The organism is Streptomyces griseoloalbus (assembly GCA_014650015.1).
In the GTDB taxonomy this organism is placed as follows: Bacteria; Actinomycetota; Actinomycetes; order Streptomycetales; family Streptomycetaceae; genus Streptomyces; species Streptomyces griseoloalbus.
This window is the reverse complement of the sequence record BMUD01000011.1, coordinates 146,491-163,143: the sequence shown is the minus strand read 5'-3', so window position 1 is coordinate 163,143 and position 16,653 is coordinate 146,491. Positions and strand designations below refer to the sequence as shown.

The window sequence follows — 16,653 nt, the reverse complement described above, 5'->3', positions numbered from 1 at the left end:
CACCCAAGAATCTCAATGAAACTCACTCATTCGTGTGAGTTTCGTGATCATCGAGTTTCGCTTGGTCGCGAGGACGAGTCGACCGCAAGGACGAGGAAGGCCAGGACATGGGACGCCACCGACGCTCCGCCGCCGGCCGCGCCGCCACGGGCCGCGCCACCGGGGACACTCACACCGACGGCCCCCACGACGGCGGCCCCGCCCCGCTGAACGGCCGGGCGGACGGCCCGCCCACGATGGGCATAGCCCCGTATCTGAACCCTGAGGCCTACGAGGCCTACGCCGAGACGTACGCGAAGAGCGAGGCGTACCTCTTCGCGCCGGACGACGGCGCCGGGCACTCAGCCGAGAACGACTTCGCCCGGGGCGGCTTCCCGGGCAGCGACTTCTCCACGGGCCGGGACCGGTCCGGTCACGCCTTCGCCGGTGGCGGCCTCCCCGACGACGGCTTCGCACCCGGCGAGGGCGCCCCCGGCGCCGGTGGACACCGGCGCCGGAAGAAGAAGGCCGCGCCGGTCCGCACCGGCCTGCTCGGGGTCTCCGCCGCGATGGCCCTCGGCGCGGTCGCGGTGGCCACAGGCGCGGTGCCCGGCTTGGAGAACTACCAGCTCGGCGGCGACAGCACCTCCAGTGACACGGTGCAGGCCGGGGACACGCCGACCAACCTGCCCAGCGAGCAGGGCGGCGCGTCCGGCAGCGTGGAGACCGAGGGCCGGGACACCGGCACCCCGGCGAAGAGCGGCTCCGAGCGCTCCGCCTCGCCCGAGCCGTCCGCGCCGACCTCCGCCTCCGCCGAGCCGACGAAGACCCCGGAGAAGAAGCCGGAGAAGAAGCCCGCGGCGCCCCCGAGCGAGGCGGCGGAGAAGGCGCCGTCCCGCAAGGCCTCGCCGGAGCCGGAGGAGAAGACGAGCAGCCCGGTGACCGTACCGGCGGAGTCCGCCGCCGGGGCCGAGGTGCTCAGGCTGGTCAACCAGGAGCGGGCCAAGGTGGGCTGCAGCCCGGTCGCCGCGAACAGCGCGCTGACCGACCTGGCCACGGCGTTCAGCGACGACATGGCCCAGCGGGGCTTCTTCGACCACACGGACCCCGACGGCGACACCCCGTGGGACAGGGCCAAGACGGCCGGCATAAGCAACCTCGGCGGCGAGAACATCGCCCGCGGCCAGGCCGACGCCGAGGCCGTCATGCAGGCCTGGATGGACAGCCCCGGCCACAAGGCGAACATACTGAACTGCGACTTCACGACGCTGGGCGTGGGGGTCCGCATGGGTCCGGGCGGCCCGTGGTGGACCCAGAACTTCGGCTACTAGCGGTACGCGGTGCACCGGGGGCGGGCGGGCCGGGGACATCCCGGCCCGCCCGTCGCCGTCTTCGCGGTCTTCGCGGTCTTCGCGGTTCTCGCGGTTCTCGCGGTCTTCACGCGGCGACGGCGGACCGGCCCCGGAGGAAGACCTCGGCGGTCCGGGCCACCCTGCGGCCCAGGTGTTCCGCCGTGGCGATGCCGGCCTGGTGGACGGCGTCCGGGCCCTCGTCGACGTTGGTCTGGGCGGCGGCGCCGGTGAAGACGCCGAGGCTCAGGTGCATTTCGGCGCCGGTGTCGGCGGCACCCGCGCGCACCGCCTCGGCGAGGACGGCGGTGTGGCCGAAGCCGGAGTGATGGGCGATGGATACGACAGGGGTGGTCACGGAAGGCGCTCCTCGGAAGGGCTCACACGACACGGGGGCGGGCGAAGCAGCAGGCCGTCTGCACTGCGAAAGCACTAACTTCTAGTTAGTGCAACCTGTTGGTTAGCGCTGTTCTGACGTAGGCTTGAGGTATGACGACCATGCAGCGACGCCCGGAGGGGCAGGAGCTCCCCTTCAACGTGTTCGCCAAGGCGTGCCCCTCCCGCGGCACGCTGGAGCATGTGACGGGACGCTGGGGCGCGCTCACCCTGGGCGCGCTGCACGAGGGCTCGCTCCGGTTCAACGAGTTGCGCCGCCGGGTCGACGGCGTGAGCGAGAAGATGCTGTCCCAGACGCTGCACGCGCTGGAGCGCGACGGGCTGGTGCACCGCGAGGCACAGCCGACCAACCCGCCCCGCGTGGACTACGAACTGACCCCGCTGGGCCGCGAGGTCGCCGGGCGTCTGCTGTCCCTCATCCATTACGTGGAGGGCAGCATGGAGGCCGTACTCCAGGCGCGTGAGCGCTACGACGGGACGCGCGGCGCCCGCTGACACCTCGGGCAGAAGTAACTGGAGCGGTTCATCCACGCCCTCCGGCGCATCGGTGTGCCGCAGCGGCGGCAGGGCAGGCCCTCGCGGCCGTAGGCGTCCAGGGACCGGTCGAAGTAGCCGGACTCGCCGTTGACGTTGACGTAGAGGCTGTCGAAGCTGGTCCCGCCCACCGCGAGGGCGGCGTTCATGACGTCCCGGACATGGCCCAGCAGCAGCAGGGTGCGCGGGCGGGTGAAGCCGGCCGTCGGGCGCTCGTAGTGGATGCGCGCCCGCCACAGCGCCTCGTCCGCGTAGATGTTGCCGACGCCGCTGATCAGTGACTGGTCGAGCAGGGCGCGCTTGACGGTGGTCCGCTTGCGGCGCAGCGCGCGGTGGAAGGCCTCGTCGTCGAAGAGCGGGTCGAGGGGGTCCCGGGCGATGTGCGCGATGACGTCGGGCAGGCCGTCGGGGGTGTTGTCGTGCAATGACAGCCCGCCGAAGGTGCGCTGGTCGACGAAGCGCAGTTCCGTGGCGAGATCGTCGGTGAAGCGGACGCGGATGCGCAGGTGCTTCTCGTCCGGCGCCGTGTGCGGCTGGACCAGCAGCTGACCGCTCATGCCGAGGTGGGCCAGCACCGACTGGCCGGTGTCCTCCAGCGGCAGCCAGAGGTACTTCCCGCGGCGGCGGGGAACGCCGATGCGGTGGCCCTCCAGCCGGTGCGTGAAGTCGTCGGCACCGGCGAGGTGGCGGCGCACCGCGCGCGGATGCAGCACCTCGGCCTCGGCGACGGTCCGGTGGGCGACCCACCGCTCGAGTCCGCGCCGTACGACCTCGACCTCGGGCAGCTCGGGCATGTTCCCCTCCAAGAAACCGGTGGACGAGCGCCGAGCGCCCGCCCCGGGTCGGGGCGGGCGCTCGGGGTCGTGCTGTTCGTCAGGCGGAGGCCGACGGGGCGTCGGCACTCTTCCCGGAGGCTTCGGCTTCGGCGGCGTGGACGACCTCCTCGGCCTCCGCCGCCGCCTTGGCGCGCTCGTCCGCCGCGGCCTTGATGGACCGCCAGGCGGACTCGGCGGCCTGCTGCTCCGCCTCCTTCTTGCTGCGGCCGGTGCCGGTGCCGTACGAGACGCCTCCGACGCGGGCGGCAGCAGTGAAGGTCTTCTCATGGTCGGGGCCGGTCTCCGTGACCAGGTACTCGGGCACGCCGAGCCCTTCGGTCGCGGTGAGTTCCTGGAGACTGGTCTTCCAGTCCAGGCCGGCACCGAGATTCGAGGACTTCTCGATCAGCGGGTCGAACAGGCGGTGCACCAGCTCCGCCGCCGAGTCCAGGCCCTGGTCGAGATAGACCGCGCCGATCACCGCTTCGAGGGTGTCGGCGAGGATGGATGCCTTGTCCCGGCCGCCCGTGCCCTCTTCACCCCGGCCGAGCCGGATGAAGGAGCCCAGTTCGAGCCCACGGCCCACTTCCGCCAGCGCACGCGAGTTGACCACCGCGGCCCGCAACTTGGCCAGCTGGCCTTCGGGCAGGTCGGGATGGGTGCGGTACAGCGTGTCCGTGACGACGAGGCCGAGCACGGAGTCCCCGAGGAACTCCAGCCGCTCGTTCGTCGGCAGACCGCCGTTCTCGTACGCGTAGGAACGGTGGGTCAGCGCGCGCACCAGAAGGGCGGACTCGACCTGATAGCCGAGCCGCCCTTCCAGAAGCGTGTGGGACGAGGCCTGGTTGTCCGCAGAGTTTTTCTTCGGCGTGGACACAGTGCCTCTCACCAGCCGCTCAGACCTCGAGGACCTGGCGCTTGTTGTAGGTGCCGCAAGACGGGCACGCGATGTGCTGCAGCTTGGGCTCGTGGCAGCGCTCGCACGCAACCAGGGTGGGGACCGCAGCCTTCCACTGCGACCGGCGGTGGCGCGTGTTGCTGCGCGACATCTTCCGCTTCGGAACAGCCACGGCTACTTCTCCTGCTTCTCGTCGACGCCCGGTTCGGCGCCGCTCATCTCGTCCTTCTCGCCGTCCTTCATGGTGCCGGCGAGTCCCTGCAATGCCGCCCAACGGATGTCGACGGCGTCATGGTGGTGGTCCGGGTCGTCAGCGAGCCGTGCTCCGCACTCGGAGCACAGACCCGGGCAGTCTTCCTGGCACACCGGCTGCATCGGCAGTGCGAGCACCACCGCATCACGCAGCACAGGCTCGAGGTCGAACAGACCGTCCTCGATGAAGAGCCTGTCCTCGTCGTCCTCGGCGTCGTCGCCCGGTTCCGCGATCACGCGGCCCCGGTCGTCGGCGTCAGGGTACGAGAACATCTCCTGGAAGTCCGCTTCGAGCTCCAGCTCCAGCGGCTCCAGACACCTTACGCACTCCCCCTCGGCCTTCGCACGGGCGGTGCCTGTGACGAGCACACCTTCCATGACCGACTCGAGCCGGAGGTCGAGCTCCACCGGGGTGCCTTCCGGCACTCCGACGACCTCCTTGATACCGAGGTCCCTGGGAGCGTCGACCGTGCGGGTCAGGCGCTGCAGCGCACCGGGCCGCCGCCCCAGCTCGTGCGTGTCGAACACGAGGGGGTTCCGGTGGTCGAGGCGGGCGTTCAGGGCCATTCCTGCTTTCGGTCTTCGAGCTCAGAGGATGCGCTGCCGCACGATGTTCCCGGGCAGCTTTGATCGCGGACATACGCGCGACCGAAGAGCCAGGATACTGGACCTTTCGCTCTCGGCCCAATCCGCCCCTACAGGCCCCGCTCGCGCTCGTAGGCCCGCAGCTGTTCGGGCGTGATCATGCTGGTGTCGAAGAGGCTGGTCTCGTCCAGGGCGTAGCCCTGCTGGGCCTGCTGGGTCTGGTGCGCCTGCTGGTCCTGCGGGGGCTGCTGCGCCTGGTTCGGGTCGTACGCCTGCTGCTGGGCGTCGTAGCCCTGGTAGGCGGCGTACGGGTCGGCCTGCTGGTAGCCGTAGGGGTCGGGGTCCTGCGGGCCGCCGTACTGCTGCTGGTAGCCGGCGTAGGGGTCCGGCTGCTCCTGGTAGCCGAACGCGGGCTCCGGCTGGGCGTACGTCTGCCGCTGCGGTTCGGGCTGCCTGGCCGGGGCGGCCTGCTCCGTGACCGTCGCGAGGTCGGCGAGGTAGTCGGCGTCGCTGGAGTGCTGGAGGGTCGTGAGGTCGTCGGCGAGGGCGCCGAGGTCGTCGGAGGCGATCCGGCCGTGCAGCTTCTGGCGGCCGCGGCCGACCGCCTCCAGGGTCTTGGCGAGGACCGCCTCGAAGGCGCCGAGCTTGATGTCGACGTATTCGTCGGCGCTGCGGCGCAGGGTCTCGGGGTCGTGGCTGCGCTCGGGGGCGTCCTCGTCCGCGTAGCCCTGCTCGTCGAGGCCGGGTCCGGTGCCGAGCAGCTTCTCGCGGCCGCGGCCGACGGAGCCGAGGGTCTTGGTGAGGACGACCTCGAAGTTGGCGAGCTTGGAGTCGACGTAGTCGTCGGCCTCCGCGCGGATCTCCTCGGCCTCCTTGCGGGCCTCGGCGAGGATCCGGTCGGCCTCGGACTGGGAGCGGCGGGCGATCTCGGTGTCGGAGATCAGGGAGCCGCGCTGGGCGTGGGCGCTCTCGATGATCCGCTCGGCCTCCTGACGGGCCTGCTCGACCATCTGCTCCCGACCGCCGATCAACTCCTCCGCCTGGGCGAGGGAGTCGGGCAGCGCCGCGCGCACCTCGTCGAGCATCGAGAGCAGTTCGGCGCGGTTGACCACGCACGAGGCCGACATGGGCATCGACCGGGCACTGGAGACCGCGGCGACGATCTCGTCGAGCTTCTTCTGCACGTCCACCGTGTGCTCGCCACTCTCTACAGCTGTGTTGGAGACGGACGGGACGACTGTACGGCCCTCGGGCGCCCGGTGGACACCGGACGGCCGTACGGCGGCGTCAGTCCCTGCGCAGGCGTTCGGCGAGGGCCGTCAGGACCTCCGGCGGCACCAGGTGGGAGACGTCTCCGCCCCAGGCCGCGACTTCCTTGACGAGCGAGGAGGACAGGAAGCTGTAGGTGGGGTTGGTGGGGACGAAGAGGGTCTCGACGCCGGAGAGGCCGTTGTTCATCTGGGCCATCTGCAGCTCGTAGTCGAAGTCGCTGACCGCGCGCAGGCCCTTGACGATGGCGGGGATCTCGCGCTGTTTGCAGAAGTCGACGAGCAGGCCGTGGAAGGCCTCGACGCGGACGTTGCCGTACTCGGCGGTGACCCGGCGGATCAGGTCGATCCGCTCCTCGATCTCGAACAGGCCCTTCTTGGACTGGTTGATCATCACCGCGACGTAGACCTCGTCGTACAGCCGGGAGGCCCGGGCGATGATGTCGAGGTGTCCGTTGGTGATCGGGTCGAACGACCCGGGGCATACGGCGCGGCGCACTTGTGATCCCTCGCTCTCCGGTCCGGTCATCGTGCGTCTTCGCACATAGAGGCGGCGCGACCGTACCAAAACGTTCCCTCGCCGTAGCGGCGGGCCCGGATCGCCTCGAATCCGGGCGGCCAGCCGAATTCTCCGCCTCTGGTACTGCGCTCCACGGTGACGAGGGCTTCTTCCGTGAGCCAGCCCTGTGAGCGGAGTGTGAGCAGGATCTCGCGAAGATCGCCGTCCGGGACGGCGTAGGGCGGGTCGAGGAAGACCAGGTCGTACGGCTCCTGCGGGGGCGCCGTGCGGATGATCTGTTCCGCTTTGCCGGATCTGACCTCGGCGCCGGGGAGTTGGAGCGACGTCACGTTCTCGCGGACCGTGCGGACGGCGCGGGCGTCGGCCTCGACCAGCAGGACGTGCCCGGCGCCCCGGGACAGGGCCTCCAGGCCGACGGCGCCGGAACCGGCGTACAGGTCGAGGACGCGTTCGCCCGCGAGCGGGCCGCCGAGCAGGGACTGCCAGGTGGAGAAGAGGCCTTCGCGCGCGCGGTCGGAGGTGGGGCGGGTCCCCTGCCCCGGCGGTACGGCCAGGCGGCGTCCACCGGCCGCGCCGGCGATCACGCGAGTCATGTCCTCGTCCTTGTCGGTGTGTGCTCGGTCGGTGGGCTCGGTCGGTGCCCGGTAGGTGGCCTCACCAGTCTGTCAGCCCTTCTCCAGGTACTGCTCCCGCTCCTCGTCCAGCAGCGCGTCCAGGGCCGTGCGCAGGGCGGGCAGGTGCGTCAGGTCCGGGTCGGCGGCGACGATCCTCGCGGCCTCCTCGCGGGCCTCGGCGATGATCTCCTCGTCCTCGATGACGGCGAGCATGCGCAGGCTGGAACGGGTGCCGGACTGGGCCTGGCCCAGCACGTCGCCCTCGCGGCGCTGCTCCAGGTCGATGCGGGAGAGTTCGAAGCCGTCGAGGGTGGAGGCGACGGCATTGAGCCGCTGCCGGGCCGCGCTCGCCTCGGGCATCTCGGTGACCAGCAGACATAGTCCGGGGGCGGAGCCGCGACCGACGCGGCCGCGCAGCTGGTGGAGCTGGGAGACGCCGAAGCGGTCGGCGTCCATGATCACCATCGCGGTGGCGTTGGGGACGTTGACGCCGACCTCGATGACGGTCGTGGCGACCAGGACGTCGGCGTCGCCGGCGGCGAAACGGCGCATGACGGCGTCCTTGTCGTCGGGCTGCATACGCCCGTGCAGGACCTCCACCCGGAGCCCTCGCAGCGGCCCTTGCGCGAGCTGGTCGGCGATGTCGAGGACGGCGAGCGGGGGCCGCTTCTCGGCCTCGTCCTCGGGGGACTTCTTCTTCGCCGCCCCCTTCGGGGCCTCCTCCTCGTCGCCGATGCGCGGACAGACCACATAGGCCTGGTGGCCGTTGGCCACCTCCTCGCGCACCCGCTCCCAGGCGCGGGCGAGGAAGTGGGGTTTGTCGGCGGCCGGGACGACATGGCTGGCGATGGGTGAGCGGCCGGCCGGGAGCTGATCGAGGACAGAGGTCTCCAGGTCTCCGAAGACGGTCATGGCGACCGTGCGCGGGATGGGCGTGGCGGTCATGACCAGCAGGTGCGGGGGCTGCTTGCCCTTGCCGCGCAGGGCGTCGCGCTGCTCCACGCCGAAGCGGTGCTGTTCGTCGACCACGACCAGGCCCAGGTCGTGGAACCGCACCTTGTCCTCGATCAGCGCGTGGGTGCCGATGACGATGCCGGCCTCGCCGGTGGCCAGGTCGAGCAGGGCCCGGCGCCGCGCCGCCGCGCCCATGGACCCGGTGAGCAGGACCACCTTGGTGGCGTCGTCCACTCCCCCGAGCATCCCTCCCTCGGCCAGCTCCCCCATCATCTCGGTGACCGACCTGTGGTGTTGCTGGGCGAGCACCTCGGTGGGCGCGAGCATCGCCGCCTGCCCGCCCGCGTCGACGACGGCGAGCATGGCGCGCAGGGCGACCATGGTCTTACCGCTGCCGACCTCGCCCTGGAGCAGCCGGTGCATGGGGTGTTCGGTCGCGAGGTCGTCGAAGATCTCGCCGGAGACCTTCTGCTGGCCGTCGGTGAGGGTGAAGGGGAGGCGGTCGTCGAAGGCGGTGAGCAGGCCGTCCGGCTTCGGCCGGCGGGCGACGGCCGGGAGCTGGGCGTCGGCGTGGCGGCGGCGGGCCAGGGCGACCTGGAGGACGAAGGCCTCGTCCCATTTGAGGCGCGCGCGGGCCTCCTCGATGTCCGCCTTGGTGTGCGGTCGGTGGATCTTCAGCAGGGCCTCGGGGAGCGGGACCAGTCCGCGGCCGTCGCGCAGGGACTCCGGGAGCGGGTCGGCGGCCTCCTGGGCGCTGGGCAGGACCGTCTGGAGCGCCTTGCCGATCTTCCAGGACTCCAGTTTGGCCGTGGCGGGGTAGATCGGGATGAGGGCGCCGGCCCAGGTCTCGACCGTCTCCTCGGTGTCTCCGCGCAGCAATTCGTAAGCGGGGTGGGCGAGTTGGAGACGGCGGTTGAAGACGGAGACCTTGCCGGCGAACAGCGCCCGGGTGCCCGGCAGGAGTTCCTTGTGCGGTTTGTGGACGCCGGCGCCGAAGAAGACCAGTTGCAGTCGGCCACTGCCGTCCGTGATGGTCACCTCCAGGCGCTGGCCCTTGCCGCGCGGGGCCTTGGCGGAGGCGAAGGTGTGCAGGCGGGCGTCGGCGACCTGGGCGACCACCGTGACGTGCTCGTCCATGGGCAGGTCGGCGAGGTGGGTGAGCTGTCCTCGCTCCTCGTATCTGCGCGGATAGTGGTGGAGGAGGTCGCCGACGGTGTGCAGGCCGAGGTGCTCGGCCATCACCTTGGCGGTGGCGGGGCCGAGCACCTTTTTCAGTGGTTCTTCCAGTGCGGGCACGAGATCCATTGCACACCACGGCACCGACAATGGGTGGGGCGCGGGGCGGCGGCTTCGGTCAAGTCTCGGGAAACCCCTGGTCAGGCGGGGGTCCGGGTTCTAGGATGACGCGCTCCGGCTCCTTTCGCGGTCACCGCCTCACCGGGACCGCCCGACCCCGCGCCGTCGCGAGTCCCCCCACCGGCGCCGTGACGATGGACTCCCACACCTCTCAGAGCTCAGAGGCTTCCGAGGCCTCCCAGGCACCTCAGTCATCCCAGTCACCTCATACGTTCCAGGTCGACCTGCGTGGTCTGGTCGACCTGCTCTCCCATCACCTCTACTCCAGTCCCAGGGTCTATCTGCGCGAGCTGCTGCAGAACGCCGTGGACGCCATCACCGCCCGACGTGCCGAGGAGCCGGACGCCCCGGCCCGGGTGCGGTTGTCCGTGGACGCGGGCTCCCTGCGGGTGGAGGACACCGGCGTGGGGCTCACCGAGACGGACGTGCACAGCCTGCTCGCGACCATCGGGCGCAGTTCCAAGCGCGCGGAGGGGCTGCAGGAGGCCCGTTCGGACTTCCTCGGGCAGTTCGGCATCGGCCTGCTGGCCTGTTTCGTGGTCGCCGAGCGGATCCGCGTCGTCAGCCGCAGCGCCCGTACGCCCGACGCGCCGCCCGTGGAGTGGACGGCCCGCGACGACGGTTCGTACACCGTGCGGACGCTGCCGGACGAGGCGCGGCCCGCACCGGGCACCACGGTGCACCTGGTGGCGCGGGCGGGGGCGGCCGAGTGGCTGGCCGAGGACCGGGTGCTGTCGCTGGCCCGGGACTTCGGCTCGCTGCTGCCGTACGACGTGCGGGTGGGTGAGGTGGCGGTCACCGAACTGCCCGCGCCGTGGGACAGGCCGTATCCGAGCCCGGCGGCGCGCAGGGTGGCGCTGGCGCGGCACTGTCACGACCTGTTCGGATTCACTCCGCTGGACACGATCGACCTGGACGTGCCGCTGGCCGGGATCCGCGGGGTGGCGTACGTGCTGCCGTCGGCGGTCAGTCCGGCGCAGCGCGCGGGCCACCGGGTGCATCTGAAGGGCATGCTGCTGACCGAGCGGGCGGAGCAGCTGCTGCCCGACTGGGCGTTCTTCGTGCGCTGTGTCCTGGACACCGACAGTCTGCGGCCCACGGCGTCGCGCGAGTCGCTGTACGAGGACGAGACGCTGGCCGGGGTGCGGGAGGCGCTGGGCGAGCGGATCCGCGGCTGGCTGACGGCTCTGGCCGCCGGTGATCCGGAGCGGCTGGCCGCGTTCCTGTCCGTGCACTACCTGGGCGTGAAGTCGCTGGCGCGGCACGACCGGGAGATGCTGCGCACCATGCTGCCGTGGCTGCCGTTCGAGACCACCGACGGGCGGCTGTCCCTGGAGGAGTTCGCGCAGCGGCACCCGGTGGTGCACTTCACGCGGACGGTCGAGGAGTACCGGCAGGTCGCGCCGATCGCGTCCGCGCAGGGCATCGGTGTGGTCAACGGCGGTTACACCTACGACAGCGAGCTGGTCGAGGCGTTGCCCACGGTGCGGCCGGGCACGGCGGTCGCCGAACTGGACGCGGACACCGTGACCGCCCACCTGGACGCGGTCGACGCGGCGGAGGAACTGGCCCTGTCCGGCTTCCTGGCCGCCGCGCGGGCCAAGCTGGACCCGCTGGGCTGTGACGTCGTCCTGCGTTCCTTCCACCCGCTGTCGGTGCCCGCGCTGCATCTGGACGACCGGGAGGCCCGGCACGAGCAGGCCCGGGCCGAGGCCGAGGAGCAGGCCGACGACCTGTGGGCCGGGATCCTCGGCTCGCTGCGCGGCAGTGCCCCCCGCGCGCGTCTGGTGCTCAACCATCTCAACCCGCTGGTCCGGCGGATCAGCTCGCTGGGCGACCGCGAGCTGATCGGCACCGCCACGGAGTCCCTGTACGGGCAGGCGCTGCTCATGGCGCACCGGCCGCTCCGGCCGGCCGACTCGGCGCTGCTGAACCGGGCGTTCATGGGCCTGCTGGAGTGGGCCACCCACGCCGACGACGACACCGCGGGGGGCGGTCACCGATGAGCGGGATCACGGATTTCGACACCTTGCGCCAGGCGATGGCGGAGAACTCCGAGCAGCCGGAGGGTCCGGCCCGCAACGCCCGCGCGGAGCACCTGCTGCTGGAGGCGGAGAAGCTGGACATCCCGCTCGCCGTGATCGAGGCGCTGGGGCACCAGTTGAAGGTCTACAACTACAGCTCCGAGAAGGCGAAGATGTTCGTCCCCTTCGCGCGGCTGCTGCGCATGTGGGACGAGCGGCCCGAGGACTTCGACGAGTACGAGACGCACTCGCTGCACTGGGTGTTCAAGTGGATGTCGGCCGGCATGCTGGACCAGCCGCACATCCCGCTCGCCTCGATCGAGAAGTGGCTCGGCGAGATGGAGCACCGTTACCGGCTCGCCGGTCACTCCGAACGTGCGGTGCGCAGCGCCGAGTTCAGCGTGGCGGCGCACATCGGGGACGCCGGACGGGCCGAGCGGGCGTACGCCGCCTGGCTGGCCGCCGACCGGGACTCCATGGCCGACTGCCACGCGTGCGAGCTGCACGGGCAGGGCCGGTGGCAGGCGGAGCGCGGCCGGGACGAGGAGGCTCTCGAGCTGTGGCGGCCGGTTCTGGAGGGCGAGTTCACCTGCGCCCACGAGCCGCACACGGTGCTCGCGTCCTCCCTGGTGCCGCTGCTGCGGCTGGGCCGCGCGGACGAGGCGCGCGCGTACCATCTGCGCGGCTTCCGGCTGGTTCGGCCCATGGAGAGCATGCGGGGCGCGTACGCGGACCACGTGGAGTTCTGCGCGCTGACCGGGAACGAGGCGCGCGCCCTGGAGCTGCTCGCGGAGCGTCCGGCGTACTTCACGGACGAGGGGCATCCGCGCAGCAAGCTGGACTTCCTGAGTGTGGTGACGCTGCTGATGGACCGGCTGGCCGAACTCGGGCTTGGCGGACAGCAGGTGCCCGGTCCGGCCGGCCGGACATGGACCGCGACGGAACTCGGAGCGCACGCGCGCACCGAGGCGCTCACCCTGGCGGCACGCTTCGACGCGCGCAACAAGACCCCACACGTCAGCGAGCGGGCACGCGCCCGCATGGCGCGGCGTCCGCTGGTGGAGCGGCTGCCGCTGGGTGTGCGGACGGCGGGCGCGGTCCCGGCGCGGCGGCCCGCGGTGCGGGTCGGCGGGCCGCCGCGGGCAGCGGGTACGGCGGCCGGCGAGCCGGGCATGTCCGAGCTGCTCGCCGAGGCGCGGCGGCTGTCGGACACCCTGCAGCCGCACGCCGTCGAGGCGTGGGCGGCGGTGGCGCGGGCGGCCGGGGCCACGGAGGGCTTCGCGCTCGAGGCCCGCGACCGCGCGGAGATCGCCGACCACGAGGCGATGGGCCTGGGCCCCGGGGGCGCGGACCTCTTCGAGCGGGCCGCCGAGCTGTACACGGAGGCGGGCGACCCCGGGGAGGCCCTGGCGGCACGCGCGCGTGGGGCGTACGTCCGTGCGCTGGCGGGCGAGGTGGACGAGGCGCTCGCGGCGGTCGCCGGACCGTACGAGGAGGTCCTCGCGCTGTACGCCGGGGGCGGCACGGGGATACGGCAGACGGCGTCGGTGCTGATGGCGCGGGCGCGGATCCTGATGCGGCGGGTGCACGCGGCCGAGGAGGCGCCCGGGGAGGCGGTCCTCGCCGACGCCGAGACCGCCGTACGCGCGGTGCTGGCGCTCGTCGAGGAGCACACCGGCGAGGACGTACGGCTCGCCGCGCGGGCCGCCGAGGCACACGCCCTGTCCGGGGAGCTGGCGGGCTACGGCGACGTGGAGCGGGCGGCGGAGCTGTTCGCGCGGGCCGCCGAGGAGTTCGTCGCGGCGGGACTGCCGTGGTTCGCGGTGGAGTACGAGGTCCGGCTGGCCCAGCTCGCCCACCATCTCGGCGACGTGACCGGAGCGGAACGGGCACTGCGGGCGGCCCTGGAGCACGGCGGACCGTATCTGGAGCCCGCCGGACGGGCGCAGCTGCATCTCCAGCTCGCCGAGATCGCGGAGGGGCACGAACGCGTGCGGGAGGCGGCCGAGCACGCCCTGGAGGCGGCGCACTGGGCCGACGAGGCGGGCGAGGGCCCCGCGCTGGGCGCCTGGGCGCGGCATCGGCTCGGCGGGTATCTGCTGCGGCAGGGGCGGTGGGCCGAGGCGGCGGAGGTGCTGGAGTCCGCGCTGGCGGACATCACCGCCGAGACGCACGGCGACGGGGCGGTCGTCCAGACCCTGTGGTGGCTCGGGGACTGCCTCGGTGAGCTGGCGGAGCACCGTGCGGCGGCCGAGCGGCGGTTGCAGGCCGCGGAGATCGCCCGGCACTGGCCCGAGCAGCGGGACCACGCCGTGCTGGCCCACATGGCCGCGTCCAGCCTCGAGAGGGCGGACCTTCCCGACGAGGCGGCACGGGCGTACGCGCGCGCGAGCGAGTTGTGGCGCACGGTCGGCGACGTGCCGGGGCTGGTCCGCTCGCTGCGCGCCCGCGCGTGGCTCGCGCTGCGCGAGCGGGACGGCCTGGACGCGGCACGCGCGCTGATGACGAACGCGGTCGAGGAGTGCCAGGCGGCGCGCGAGGCGGCCGCGGACGACGAGACACGCGTGCGGCTCGTCGCCGAGCTCGGCGACACGCTCCGCCAGCTCGCGGACCTGCTGGTCCGGTCGGCGGGCGGGTCCGGCCGGGGCGGCGAGGCGGCCGAGGAGGCGGTGTCCGTGCTGGACCGCGCGATCGACGCGTTCGGCGTCCTCGGCCCGGACGCGCTGCACGACCGCGTCCAGGCGGAGCTCGCCGCGGCCTGGCTGGAGGCCGACCTGGACCGGCCCACCGCGGCGGCGGCACGCGCGCGTGGCGTACTGGCGGCGTACGAGGACGCGCCCGAGGAGGACGAGACCGCCCGGACCCGGCGCGCTGAGGCGGAACACCTGCTGGGGCTGATGGCGGAGCGGGAGAGCGCCGAGGGCTGAGCCCCGCGGGCAGGCGGCCGCGCGGACGGCTCCGGGAGCCCGCCACGCGGCCGCCTCCCGGGCCGTGGGTCACTCGACGCCGATGAGGAGGAGGGCACCCTGTCTGCCGCCGTGGTAGATCACCGTGTCCACGGCGAGGTAGCCCTCACGCACCCCGGGTTCCCAGATGGGCGGCTATTCCGGGAGCCCGCCACGCGGCCGCCTCCCGGGCCGTGGGTCACTCGACGCCGATGAGGAGGAGGGCACCCTGTCTGCCGCCGTGGTAGATCACCGTGTCCACGGCGAGGTAACCCTCACGCACCCGGGTCTCCAGGTGGGCGGCTATGGATTCCGGGGCGCCGTCGCCCAGGACCAGGGTGACCAGTTCGCCGCCGGCCGCGAGCATGCGGTCGAGGACGGCCTCGGCGGTGGCCGTGAGGTCCTGACCGATCACGGCCACGTCCCCGTCGACCAGGCCGAGGACGTCCCCTGCCTGGCAGATGCCCGCCATGGTCCAGGACTGGCGCTCGGCGAGGGTGACCTCGGCGTAGCGCGTCGCGCCCGCCGCCGACGTCATCGACACCACGTCCTCGTCGAAACGGCGCTCCGGCTCGTGCACCGCGAGCGCCGCGATGCCCTGAACAGCGGAGCGGGTCGGGATGAGGGCGACCCGGATCCCCTCGGCACGGGCCTGCTCGGCCGCCGCCGCGGCGGTGTGGCGCAGCTCCGCGTCGTTGGGCAGCAGCACCACCTCGCGCGCGTGCGCACGCCGTACGGCCTGGACGAGTTCCCCGCTCGCGGGCGACTCCCCGGGGCGGGCGAGCACGGTGGTCGCGCCGGCCTCGGCGTACAGCCCCGCCAGGCCCTCGCCGGGCACCACGGCCACGACGGCCCGCTCGGCGCGTTCCTGCCGCACCCGCCCGGCCCCCGTCGTGTGGACGTCCCCGGCGCCGAAGTGGGTGATCCGGATCCGGTACGGCCGTCCGGCCTCGACGCCGGCCTCCACGGCGGCGCCCGCGTCGTCGACGTGCACATGGACGTTCCACAGCCCGTCCCCGCCGACCACCACGAGCGAGTCGCCCAGCCCGTCGAGCCGCTCCCGCAGCCGCGCGACGTCCGCGTCCCCGGCCTCCAGCAGGTAGATCACCTCGAAGGCGGGCCCTGCGGGCACCGGTACGGCGCCGGCGTCCGCCCACTCCGCGGTGCCGGCGCAAGGCCGCACGCGCGCGTGCCCCTCCCCCGCGTCCGCCGCCCCGGCCGTGCTCCCGACCTGTTCCTCGCGCGTACGGAGCCCCGCACCGGCGGCACGTACGGCACCGCTCCCCGGTCCTCCCACCGCCGGCAGGCCCCGCGGCGCCTCCCCCGTGAACGTCTCCAGCAGTGCCGCGAGCACCACCACCAGTCCCCTGCCGCCCGCGTCCACCACCCCCGCGCGCCGGAGGACGGCCAGCAGGGCCGGTGTCTCGGCGAGGGCCGCGCGGGCCCCCTCGTAGGCCGCCCGCGCCACCGCCCCGCAGTCGCCCCGCACACCGTCGGCCGCGTCGGCGGCGGCCGAGGCGACGGTGAGGACCGTGCCCTCGACGGGGTGTGCCACGGCCTGGCGCGCGGAGTCGGCCGCGTGCCGCAGCGCGAGCCGCAGCCCGGAACCGTCGGCGTGGGCCGGGGCCTCGTCCCCGGCCAGCACCTGGGCCATCCCCCGCAACAGCTGCGCCAGAATCGTCCCGGAGTTCCCGCGGGCCCCGATCAGCGCCCCGTGCGCCATCGCCCGCACGGCGTCGGCCAGCGTCGGCCCCTGGTCCCCGCCGGCCTCGTGCCCCGCGAACACCGCCTCCACCGCCGCGGTCGCCGACTCGACGGTCAGGTAGAGATTGGTCCCGGTGTCCCCGTCCGCCACGGGATAGACGTTGATCGCGTCGATCTCCTCACGGGCCCGTCCCAGCGCATCGAGCGCGAGACCGCACCAGGCACGCACCGCGAGAGCATCGAAGAATGTCTGCGGCACCTGCGCCACCTGCGCCTCCCTGAGCTGCTGGACGTGGCACGCAGCGTAGACCGTGGGGCACCGCCCACCGGAAGAGGGCCGGAGGCAGGCCCCTGAGCTGCCATGGTAGTTTCGTTCTACGGGTGCAGCCGTTGTATGCTGCTCCGGTTGCCCGATCCGATCGGGCCTCTCCCCCTGGCAACGCCACTCAGATTCCACAGG

14 protein-coding genes are annotated in these 16,653 nt (G+C 72.8%); 4 read left to right on the top strand and 10 right to left on the bottom strand.

The annotated features are described in order from the left end of the window. Window positions 1-107: 107 nt before the first annotated feature. The gene (locus IE178_RS18705; protein ID WP_193513100.1) at window positions 108-1,310 is read left to right on the top strand and encodes a CAP domain-containing protein; all 1,203 of its coding nucleotides are present in this window, start codon (window positions 108-110) and stop codon (window positions 1,308-1,310) included. A 106-nt stretch (window positions 1,311-1,416) separates the two neighbouring features. On the opposite strand, the gene IE178_RS18700 is transcribed toward IE178_RS18705, so the two are convergent. Then, complete coding sequence (locus IE178_RS18700; protein WP_193513099.1) at window positions 1,417-1,686, bottom strand: hypothetical protein; 270 nt, start codon at window positions 1,684-1,686, stop codon at window positions 1,417-1,419. A gap of 131 nt (window positions 1,687-1,817) precedes the next feature. On the opposite strand from IE178_RS18700, the gene IE178_RS18695 reads away from it, so the two are divergent. After that, on the top strand, window positions 1,818-2,219 hold the full coding sequence (locus tag IE178_RS18695) for a winged helix-turn-helix transcriptional regulator (RefSeq protein WP_184764128.1): 402 nt from the start codon (window positions 1,818-1,820) through the stop codon (window positions 2,217-2,219). Here IE178_RS18695 and mutM read toward each other — a convergent pair. The 8 genes from mutM to recG form a co-directional block, all read right to left on the bottom strand. Continuing rightward, entirely contained in the window at window positions 2,192-3,052 is an 861-nt protein-coding gene (mutM, locus tag IE178_RS18690; protein WP_184764127.1) for a bifunctional DNA-formamidopyrimidine glycosylase/DNA-(apurinic or apyrimidinic site) lyase, read from the bottom strand. The genes IE178_RS18695 and mutM overlap by 28 nt on opposite strands. Window positions 3,053-3,131: 79 nt before the next feature. Next, window positions 3,132-3,950: a ribonuclease III gene (rnc, locus tag IE178_RS18685; RefSeq protein WP_184764126.1), complete on the bottom strand. Its 819-nt coding sequence runs from the start codon at window positions 3,948-3,950 to the stop codon at window positions 3,132-3,134. 19 nt (window positions 3,951-3,969) lie between these two features. Then, complete coding sequence (rpmF, locus tag IE178_RS18680) at window positions 3,970-4,143, bottom strand: 50S ribosomal protein L32 (RefSeq protein WP_007493396.1); 174 nt, start codon at window positions 4,141-4,143, stop codon at window positions 3,970-3,972. A 2-nt stretch (window positions 4,144-4,145) separates the two neighbouring features. Then, the gene (locus IE178_RS18675; protein WP_184764125.1) at window positions 4,146-4,790 is read right to left on the bottom strand and encodes a YceD family protein; all 645 of its coding nucleotides are present in this window, start codon (window positions 4,788-4,790) and stop codon (window positions 4,146-4,148) included. A 128-nt stretch (window positions 4,791-4,918) separates the two neighbouring features. Further along, window positions 4,919-5,998, bottom strand: a complete 1,080-nt coding sequence (locus IE178_RS18670; RefSeq protein ID WP_193513098.1) for a F0F1 ATP synthase subunit B — start codon at window positions 5,996-5,998, stop codon at window positions 4,919-4,921. Between the two features lie 97 nt (window positions 5,999-6,095). Next, window positions 6,096-6,575: a pantetheine-phosphate adenylyltransferase gene (gene coaD / locus IE178_RS18665; protein WP_184764123.1), complete on the bottom strand. Its 480-nt coding sequence runs from the start codon at window positions 6,573-6,575 to the stop codon at window positions 6,096-6,098. Between the two features lie 26 nt (window positions 6,576-6,601). Next, a complete protein-coding gene (rsmD, locus tag IE178_RS18660; protein WP_193513097.1) occupies window positions 6,602-7,189 on the bottom strand; it encodes a 16S rRNA (guanine(966)-N(2))-methyltransferase RsmD in 588 nt (195 codons plus the stop codon). A 72-nt stretch (window positions 7,190-7,261) separates the two neighbouring features. Next, a complete protein-coding gene (recG, locus tag IE178_RS18655; protein WP_184764121.1) occupies window positions 7,262-9,469 on the bottom strand; it encodes an ATP-dependent DNA helicase RecG in 2,208 nt (735 codons plus the stop codon). Window positions 9,470-9,654: 185 nt separating this feature from the next. Between recG and IE178_RS18650 the strand changes: the two genes are divergently transcribed. Together IE178_RS18650 and IE178_RS18645 are read left to right on the top strand one after the other, a co-directional pair. Next, window positions 9,655-11,526, top strand: a complete 1,872-nt coding sequence (locus tag IE178_RS18650) for an HSP90 family protein (RefSeq protein ID WP_193513144.1) — start codon at window positions 9,655-9,657, stop codon at window positions 11,524-11,526. Further along, window positions 11,523-14,471: a tetratricopeptide repeat protein gene (locus IE178_RS18645; protein ID WP_193513096.1), complete on the top strand. Its 2,949-nt coding sequence runs from the start codon at window positions 11,523-11,525 to the stop codon at window positions 14,469-14,471. The genes IE178_RS18650 and IE178_RS18645 overlap by 4 nt, the downstream gene beginning before the upstream one ends. A gap of 217 nt (window positions 14,472-14,688) precedes the next feature. Here the strand turns inward: IE178_RS18645 and IE178_RS18640 are convergent, their stop codons facing one another. Next, entirely contained in the window at window positions 14,689-16,461 is a 1,773-nt protein-coding gene (locus IE178_RS18640) for a DAK2 domain-containing protein (protein WP_193513095.1), read from the bottom strand. Window positions 16,462-16,653 lie beyond the last annotated feature (192 nt).

Bases quoted from the DNA above. Each gene is read 5' to 3' on its own strand.
- IE178_RS18705 (WP_193513100.1), top strand. From the start codon at position 108: ATGGGACGCCACCGACGCTCCGCCGCCGGCCGCGCCGCCACGGGCCGC.
- IE178_RS18695 (WP_184764128.1), top strand. From the start codon at position 1,818: ATGACGACCATGCAGCGACGCCCGGAGGGGCAGGAGCTCCCCTTCAAC.
- mutM (WP_184764127.1), bottom strand. From the start codon at position 3,052: ATGCCCGAGCTGCCCGAGGTCGAGGTCGTACGGCGCGGACTCGAGCGG.
- IE178_RS18675 (WP_184764125.1), bottom strand. From the start codon at position 4,790: ATGGCCCTGAACGCCCGCCTCGACCACCGGAACCCCCTCGTGTTCGAC.
- rsmD (WP_193513097.1), bottom strand. From the start codon at position 7,189: ATGACTCGCGTGATCGCCGGCGCGGCCGGTGGACGCCGCCTGGCCGTA.
- recG (WP_184764121.1), bottom strand. From the start codon at position 9,469: ATGGATCTCGTGCCCGCACTGGAAGAACCACTGAAAAAGGTGCTCGGC.
- IE178_RS18650 (WP_193513144.1), top strand. From the start codon at position 9,655: ATGGACTCCCACACCTCTCAGAGCTCAGAGGCTTCCGAGGCCTCCCAG.
- IE178_RS18645 (WP_193513096.1), top strand. From the start codon at position 11,523: ATGAGCGGGATCACGGATTTCGACACCTTGCGCCAGGCGATGGCGGAG.